General features: G+C 64.3%; 6 protein-coding genes. 1 reads left to right on the plus strand and 5 read right to left on the minus strand.

Going from position 1 to position 7,606, the window contains the following annotated elements:
• Nucleotides 1-187, plus strand: a 187-nt coding sequence (locus tag O3684_RS10110; RefSeq protein WP_500066801.1) for a hypothetical protein, incomplete at its 5' end; no start/stop codon positions are given.
• 376 nt (nt 188-563) lie between these two features.
• On the opposite strand, the gene O3684_RS10115 is transcribed toward O3684_RS10110, so the two are convergent.
• From O3684_RS10115 to O3684_RS10135, 5 genes are all read right to left on the minus strand, one after another.
• The gene (locus tag O3684_RS10115) at nt 564-956 is read right to left on the minus strand and encodes a DUF3566 domain-containing protein (protein WP_500063842.1); all 393 of its coding nucleotides are present in this window, start codon (nt 954-956) and stop codon (nt 564-566) included.
• 128 nt (nt 957-1,084) lie between these two features.
• Nucleotides 1,085-3,709, minus strand: a complete 2,625-nt coding sequence (gyrA, locus tag O3684_RS10120; protein WP_500066803.1) for a DNA gyrase subunit A — start codon at nt 3,707-3,709, stop codon at nt 1,085-1,087.
• Nucleotides 3,710-3,783: 74 nt separating this feature from the next.
• The gene (gene gyrB, locus O3684_RS10125; RefSeq protein WP_500066805.1) at nt 3,784-5,808 is read right to left on the minus strand and encodes a DNA topoisomerase (ATP-hydrolyzing) subunit B; all 2,025 of its coding nucleotides are present in this window, start codon (nt 5,806-5,808) and stop codon (nt 3,784-3,786) included.
• A 299-nt stretch (nt 5,809-6,107) separates the two neighbouring features.
• Complete coding sequence (locus tag O3684_RS10130; RefSeq protein ID WP_500066807.1) at nt 6,108-7,094, minus strand: DUF5067 domain-containing protein; 987 nt, start codon at nt 7,092-7,094, stop codon at nt 6,108-6,110.
• 255 nt (nt 7,095-7,349) lie between these two features.
• Nucleotides 7,350-7,606: hypothetical protein (locus O3684_RS10135; RefSeq protein ID WP_500066809.1), on the minus strand; the 257-nt coding region annotated here is incomplete at its 5' end.

Consider the following 7,606-nt stretch of genomic DNA (forward strand, 5'->3'; position numbering starts at 1 on the left):
GCCAGCATGGGTTGGCAGGGCCAGCATGGGTTGGCAGGGCCACCTCCAGCCAAATTTCGCATGCAATTCCCCCCGGCACGAACCAACGCAAGCCCAAAAACCGCAGAATATCAACGATCAGATTTCAATACTCGAAATACTCTCAGGGGAATTGCATGCGAAATTACTGATTGACAGCCAGGACTAGGCCACATGCAGCAACCCAAAGCATGGCCGGACAACGAGCCGACGCACCAATTAGCGACACAAGCCCCACCGGAACGGAGGGCACCGGAGAGTCCAAACGGCCTGGACACGGTGCCAGTGGGTGATGGCGGGGCCTGGCCGGCAACACACAGACAATAAGCACCGCCAGTGTGGAAGGCGCCGGAGGGTCCGGAGGGCCAGGGCGGGCTTCGAGGCGCGGCGCCGAACGCAGTGAGGCCCTAGCCTCGCGGGCGGCCGGGCCCGACGGTGCCCGCAACACCAGCGGTGCCACAAGCAATGCTCGAACCCCTGCACGGTATAGCAAAAACGGCATAGCAAAAGGGGCCGACACCAGCCGACCCCTTGCGCAAGTGCCCTCACTCGTCCATGAGGGACACCTTGACGCCGCCCACCAGAGAGGCGACGACGTTGTAGAGCATGGCTCCCAGCGTCGACAGGGCGGTGAGCAGGATGACGTTGATGACGGCGACGATGGTCGCGTAGGAGATGACGCGCGGCAGTCGAGCGTAGTCGAGCAGGTCCGCGAAGCGGCCGGCGCCGACGGTCTGCAGGAATTCTTCGATTTGGCTGAAGACGTGCATGGCGTCGACCATGAGCCACAGGACGATCGTGGCGACGACCATCGCGATGCCCAGGGCAACCGACAGGAGGAAGGATACCTTCATGACGGTCCACGCGTCGATGCGCGCGATCGCCAGGTCAACTCGGCGGGGAGCGTCGCTGCGGGCGCTCGAGACGTGGTCGCTCATGGGTTTCCTTCCAGGTCGCACTTCCTACTTGCCAGGCTACCGCATCGCCCGGCCCCGGCGCTGGTTCCGCGCCGCTTTGGAAGCTTGATCACGGGGACGAGGCGGGGGCCTCGTCCCGTGATCGCGCGTCAGTTCTCGTCGGCTGCGGTCTCGTCGCCCTCAGAGGCCGTGGCCTCGTCGGCTGGGGCGTCGGTCCCCTCAGTGGAATCCGGGGCCTGGGTGGCCTCGGTGTTCTCGGACTCGTCGGTCTCGTCGGTTTCTTCGTCGCCCGAGTCGGAGTTGCGGGTGATCGCGATGATGCGGTCGCCGTCGTCGGGGCGGGCGAAGATGACGCCCATGGTGTTGCGGGCGGTGGGTCGCACGTCGGAGGCGTTGACCTGGACGAGCTTGCCGGACTCGGTGATGACCATGACGTCTTCATCGGGTCGTACGACGAGGGCTCCGACGAGGCCGCCGCGTTCGTCGACGAGCTTGCCGACGCGCACGCCGAGGGTGCCGCGCGACTTGGTCGGGTATTCGTCGACGGGGGTGCGCTTGGCGTAGCCGGATTCGGTGACGATCAGCAGGTCGGTGTTCTCGCGCGGGACTTCCATGCTGAGGAGTTCGTCGTCTCCGCGGAACTTCATGCCGCGCACGCCGGAGGTGGAGCGGCCCATGGAGCGCAGCTGGTCGTCGGTGGCGGTGAAGCGCACGGCCTGGCCGTCGCGGGAGACGAGGATGAGGTCCTCGTCGGCCATGATGGTCTGCGCGGAGACGAGCTCGTCGGGCTTGCCGTCCTCGTCCTCGCGCAGGTTGATGGCGATGATGCCGCCGGAGCGGGGGGAGTTGTACAGGCTCAGCGGGGTCTTCTTGACGAGGCCGCGCTTGGTGGCCAGGACGAGGTAGTCGGCGTCTTCGTAGGTGCGGATCGCGAGGACCTGCGCGATGTGCTCGTCGGGCTGGAAGGCCAGCAGGTTGGCGACGTGCTGGCCCTTGGCGTCGCGACCGCCTTCGGGGATCTCGTAGGCCTTGGCGCGGTAGACGCGGCCGAGGTTGGTGAAGAAGAGCAGCCAGTTGTGCGTGGTGGTGACGAAGAAGTGTTCGACCACGTCGTCGCCGCGCAGCTGGGTGCCGCGCACGCCCTTGCCGCCGCGCTTTTGCGAGCGGTAGTTGTCGGTGCGGGTGCGCTTGGCGAAGCCGTCGCGGGTGATGGTGACGACGACGTCCTCTTCGGGGATGAGGTCTTCCATCGACATTTCCCCGTCGAAGGGGAGGATGCGGGTGCGGCGCTCGTCGCCGAACTTGTCGACGATTTCGGACAGTTCGGTGGAGATGATGGCGCGCTGGCGCTCGGGCTTGGCGAGGATGTCGTTGAGGTCGTCGACGCGGGCCTTGAGTTCGGCGTGCTCGTCCATGATCTTTTGGCGCTCGAGGGCGGCCAGGCGGCGCAGCTGGAGGGCCAGGATCGCGTCGGCCTGGATGGCGTCCACGTCGAGCAGCTCGATAAGGCCGGCGCGGGCCTCGTCGACCGTGGGGGAGCGGCGGATGAGGGCGATGACCTCGTCGAGGGCGTCGAGGGCCTTGAGGTAGCCTTCGAGGATGTGCAGGCGTTCGAGGGCCTTGCGCAGGCGGAACTTCGTGCGGCGCACGATGACGTCCATCTGGTGGGTGATCCAGTGGCGGATGAAGCCGTCGATGGACAGGGTGCGGGGCACGCCGTCGACGAGCGCGAGCATGTTGGCGGAGAAGTTCTCCTGCAGGCTGGTGCGCTTGTAGAGGTTGTTGAGGACGACCTTGGCGACGGCGTCGCGCTTGAGGACGATGACGAGGCGCTGGCCTGTGCGGCCGGAGGTTTCGTCGCGGATGTCGGCGATGCCGCCGATCGCTCCGTCGCGCACGAGCTGGGCGATCTTGTCGGCCAGGTTGTCGGGGTTGACCTGGTAGGGCAGTTCGGTGACGACGAGGCACTGGCGGCCCTGGATTTCTTCGACGTTCACGACGGCGCGCTGGGTGATGGAGCCGCGGCCGGTGCGGTAGGCGTCTTCGATGCCCTTGCGGCCCAGGATGGTGGCGCCGGTGGGGAAGTCGGGTCCGGGGATGAGTTTGAGGAGTGCTTCGAGGAGTTCTTCGCGCGAGGCTTCGGGGTGCTCGAGCGCCCACTGGACGCCGCGCGCGAGTTCGCGCAGGTTGTGGGGCGGGATGCGCGTGGCCATGCCGACGGCGATGCCTTCGGAGCCGTTGGCGAGCAGGTTCGGGAAGCGGGCGGGCAGGATGGTGGGTTCCTGGTTGCGGCCGTCGTAGTTGTCCTGGAAGTCGACGCATTCTTCGTCGATGTCGCGGACCATTTCCATGGCCAGGGGTGCCATCTTGCACTCGGTGTAACGGGGGGCTGCGGGGCCCAGGTTGCCGGGGGTGCCGAAGTTACCCTGGCCGGCGACGAGGGGGTAGCGCAGCGACCAGGGCTGCACGAGGCGCGCGAGGGCGTCGTAGATCGCGGCGTCGCCGTGGGGGTGGTAGTTACCCATGACCTCGCCGACGACGCGGGAGGACTTGGAGAACGAGGAGGTGGGGCGGTATCCACCGTCGTACATGGCGTATAGGACGCGGCGGTGGACAGGCTTGAGGCCGTCGCGCACGTCGGGTAGGGCGCGTCCGACGATGACGCTCATCGCGTAGTCGAGGTAGGAGCGCTGCATCTCCTTTTGCAGGTCGACCTGGCGGATGCGCTCGGTGTCCGAGATGTGCCGCGCGTCAGTAGTCTGCTCGTCGCTCACGTTTTTCCTTACGTTGTTTCTGCTCGATCAGGCCCGCTCGGTACGAGGCCGGGGCTGGGCTGGTCGCGGTGTTGTCAGATGTCGAGGAAGCGCACGTCGGTGGCGTTGCGCTGGATGAAGGTGCGGCGTCGGTCGACGTCGTCGCCCATGAGGATCGTGAAGGTTTCGTCGGCGTCTGCGGCCTCGTCGAGGGTGACCTGCTTGAGGATTCGGTGTTCCGGATCCATGGTGGTCTCCCACAGTTCGTGGTCGTTCATTTCGCCGAGGCCCTTGTAGCGCTGGATGCCGCCTTCCTTGGGTAGGCGGCGGTTCGCGGCGGCGCCTGCGGCGAGAAGTTCGTCGCGTTCCTTGTCGGAGTATGCGAATTCGTGCTCTGCGTTGGTCCACTTGATGCGGTACAGCGGGGGCATGGCGATGAAGGTGTGGCCGCCTTCGATGAGGGGGCGCATGTAGCGGAAGAGGAGGGTCAGCAGCAGCGTGGCGATGTGCTGGCCGTCGACGTCGGCGTCCGCCATGATGACGATCTTGCCGTAGCGGAGCTTGGAGATGTCGAAGTCTTCGCCGATGCCGGTGCCGAAGGCGGTGATGAGGGAGCGGATGGTGTCCGAGGACAGGGCTCGGTCCAGGCGCGCCTTTTCGACGTTGAGGATCTTGCCGCGGATCGGCAGGATGGCCTGGCGTTCGGGGTCGCGGCCGCCGACGGCGGAGCCGCCTGCGGAGTCACCCTCGACGATGAAGATTTCGCACTCGGAGGGCGTGCGGGAGGAGCAGTCGCGCAGCTTGCCGGGCATGGAGGCGGATTCGAGGACGCCCTTGCGGCGCGTGGCCTCGCGGGCCTTGCGGGCGGCGACGCGGGCGGCCTGGGCGGCCTGGCCCTTGGCGATGATGGCCTTGGCGTCGGCGGGGTGGGCGTCGAACCAGTCGGTGAGCTTGGAGTAGACCTGCTGCTGAACAAAGGTGCGGGCCTCGGTGTTGCCGAGCTTGGTCTTCGTCTGACCTTCGAACTGGGGCTCGGTGAGCTTGATCGAGATGACGGCTGTCAGGCCTTCGCGGACGTCGTCACCGGTGAGGTTGTCGTCCTTGTCTCGGATGATGCCTTTGTCGCGGCCGTAGCGGTTGACGAGGGAGGTCAGCGCGGTGCGGAAGCCCTCCTCGTGCATGCCGCCTTCGGTGGTGTTGATGGTGTTGGCGAAGGTGTGGACGGAGGAGGAGTAGGCGGTGGTCCATTGCATGGCGATTTCCACGCTCATGGTGCCTTCGTCGTTTTCGGCTTCGAAGTCGATGATCTCGTTGTTGATCGTGTCGGACTTCTTGGCGGAGTCGAGGTATTCGACGTAGTCGCGCAGGCCGTGTTCGTAGCAGTAGGTGACGGTGCGGTGGCCCTTGGTCTTCTTGTCCGAGGCCTCCTCGCCGCCTGCGATTTCGTCGCCTTCGTCGGTGGCGGACTCGCGCTCGTCGGTCAGGGTGATGCGCAGGCCCTTGTTGAGGAAGGCCATCTGCTGGAAGCGCTGGCGCAGGGTTTCGAAGTCGAATTCGACGGTTTCGAAGATTTCGGGGTCCGGGTAGAAGACCTGCGTGGTGCCGGTTTCGTCGGTTGCTTCGCCGCGTTCGAGGGGGGTGATGGGGGTGCCGCCGTTTGCGAACGACATGCGCCACACGTAGCCCTGGCGGCGGATTTCGGTGTTCACGCGGGTGGAGAGGGCGTTGACGACGGAGATGCCGACGCCGTGCAGGCCGCCGGAGACGGCGTATCCGCCGCCGCCGAACTTGCCGCCGGCGTGGAGGATCGTCATGACGACCTCGACGGTGGGCTTGTGCTCGGTGGGGTGCTCATCGACGGGGATGCCACGGCCGTTGTCGACGACTTTGATGCCGCCGTCTGCCTGGATCGTGACCTCGATGTGGTCGGCGTAGCCGGCCAGGGCCTCGTCGACGGAGTTGTCGACGACCTCGTACACCAGGTGGTGCAGGCCGCGTTCGCCGGTGGATCCGATGTACATGCCCGGGCGCTTGCGGACGGCTTCCAGGCCCTCGAGGACGGTGATGTCCGATGCGCCGTAGGACTGTTCGCCTTCGGCGGTCTTCTCGTTGTCAGCCACGTGGCTCCCCTCGCATTGCGCGAAAATAGATGTTTAACCTTGTAGATTCTACCAAAAGTGGCGCTTGTATCCGGGATTGACAGGCTCGGAGGGTTACTTTACAAACTGTGTGATTGCAACGAAAACTCGACTGTGATGAGTCACATGCCGATTGTGGCTGCGGCTGGGACACACGGGGCCGCCCTCCCGGCTGGGAGGGCGGCCCCGGTGCGTGCGTTCAGGCGGAGTGACCGCCTACGTTGCGGTCACCGCCGCAGCGCGGCCTGCGCCTGTCGACACAGGCCTGAGAGGGGATCAGATTACTTCGGATCCCACGAGTAGGACGGGATATCATTGTCTGTATCGAACAGGTCAAGGCCGTAGACGACGACGGTCTGCGTGGTGCTCTTGAGCTTATAGCCGAGCACGACCGTCTTGGTCTCACCGACGTTTATCTGCGACAACAACTCCTTGGGGTCATAGCCCGGAAGATCTTTCTTAATGAATGTCGCGGATTCCAGGATCTTATCGTCTTGGAACAGCATGGGCAAGGTGATCAGAGGATCTATTTCCTCGTCCTTGTAGCTTTTGTTAGTGACGGTGTAGGTAACGACCACGGTCTGGTCGCCGTCGTCATCTTTGGGGCCCAACTCAATGTTCTTGCTCTCCACGTGGATGGCGCCACCGGCGAGGTCGGCGACATAGTGGTCTTGGGATCCGCTGTTCCCCTTCGACGAGCTCGATCCCTTGTTACCGTTCGACGAGCTCGAACCTTTGTCCCCGTTCGACGAGCTCGAACCTTTGTTGCCGCTCGACGATCCCGAACCTGAATCGCTCGTGGAGGACGAAGAGGGATCAGAGGAGGGGTCCGAGGCACTCGTTGAACCGGAGCCGAGCAGGCCCCAGACGACGAGACCGCCGATCATGAGGAGGACGACGACGCCCGCAACGACGCCGACGATGAGGGGGGTCTTCGACTTCTTCTGGGGAGCGCCCATCGGCGACATCCCAGGCTGCCCATAGCCCTGCGGGTAGCCGCCCTGGTTCTGCATACCGTAGGCGTTGCCGCCTTGGCCACCGTAGGGATCGGACGCGCTCGGCCCGCCATAGGGGTTCTGCGTGTTTGCGCCGCCGTACGGGTTGGATGCGTCCTGCCCGTAGCCCTGCTGGGGCTGGGCACCATACTGGCCGTTCCCGTAGCCCTGCTGTTGGGGTTGCCCGCCGTAGGCGCCCTGGCCGTAGCCCTGCTGCCCCTGGGGGTTGTTTCCCCACCCGTTACCGCCCTGTTGTGCGTACGGATTGCTCATTGTTACTCCTCGTCAAATTCGCACTAGTGTGCGGGATTCAGTTGAAGACTAACAAAATCTGATCGAAATGGGGAGCGCTTCTCGCGTGCTTGTTCCTGTCAAGAGGGCTCCCGCCCGTCTTCACGTCGATCAACAGCGTTTCCGTCTCGCGGATCTCGCGTTGTCCGTGGGGGTGCCTCGATCGTCATGGGAGCATCTCGGCGACTTGACTACCACGATAAGTGCCCGGCGATACCCACCCGCTAACCGCACCAATCAGGACGGCTGCACAACAATTTCCGGGAAATCTAAGGCGTGTTCATGCAGCGATAGATGCGTAACAAATACAACGGGTTCGCCCACGTAGACATACTTGTATGCTGCGACGACAGTGATAGTTTCTCCCGGCTCAACCGTTGTGACATCATCGCCCGTGAGGACTTTCATGTTCTGATCGGCACTGAAATTAGCAAGATCGAAAATGACTCCATTTTGCGTGAGAGTCGGAATATGGTCGAGGGCATATTCTGGAT

The organism is Pauljensenia sp. 20925_1_27 (assembly GCF_041432835.1).
Lineage (GTDB): Bacteria > Actinomycetota > Actinomycetes > Actinomycetales > Actinomycetaceae > Pauljensenia.

Coding starts and splice junctions, on each gene's coding strand:
- O3684_RS10130 (WP_500066807.1), bottom strand. CDS start 7,094: ATGAGCAATCCGTACGCACAACAGGGCGGTAACGGGTGGGGAAACAAC.
- O3684_RS10115 (WP_500063842.1), bottom strand. CDS start 956: ATGAGCGACCACGTCTCGAGCGCCCGCAGCGACGCTCCCCGCCGAGTT.